Source organism: Collinsella sp. LCP21S3_A3 (assembly GCF_052118905.1).
Classification (GTDB): domain Bacteria; phylum Actinomycetota; class Coriobacteriia; order Coriobacteriales; family Coriobacteriaceae; genus Collinsella.
This window is the reverse complement of the sequence record NZ_JBQKGH010000060.1, coordinates 1-469: the sequence shown is the minus strand read 5'-3', so window position 1 is coordinate 469 and position 469 is coordinate 1. Positions and strand designations below refer to the sequence as shown.

1 pseudogene is annotated in these 469 nt (G+C 72.3%); it reads right to left on the bottom strand.

Going from position 1 to position 469, the window contains the following annotated elements:
• Window positions 1–469 (bottom strand): annotated as a pseudogene (locus ACTQ0H_RS09335) (IS21 family transposase); the annotation flags it as partial.

Sequence of the window (469 nt, the reverse complement as noted above, 5' to 3'; positions counted from 1 at the left end):
TCGAGCGTGCGGCTCCTGACCGGTATGAAGCGGTGCTTCCGGGAGTAGCCGAGCGTCGCGGTGAACACGCTGAACTCGAAGACCTCGCCCTCCGAGTCGACGAGCCTCATGTCCTCCTTCCAGTCGAACTGCAGCTGCCTGCCCGGGGGCGTCTCGAACCGCGGGTGCGGCTCGCGGCCGCCCGCGCCCCCGAAGGGCACGTCGCGGGCCCGGCACCACGCGGTGAAGGCGCCGTACCCGGGCAGCCCCTCCCCGCGGCCCTCGCGCAGGAACGCGTACACGGCCATCTTGGTCATCCCGGGCAGCTGGGCCTTCGCGCGGATCACCTCCTCGAGCGGGTCGAAGGCGCTGCCCCTCGCGGACCTCCCGTCGGCGGCGGACTCGCCCTCCCGCCAGTACTTGGCGACCGTGTGCCGGTCCATGCCGTGCCTCCTCGCGATCTCGCTGAAGTTCGGCTTCGCGCCGGACC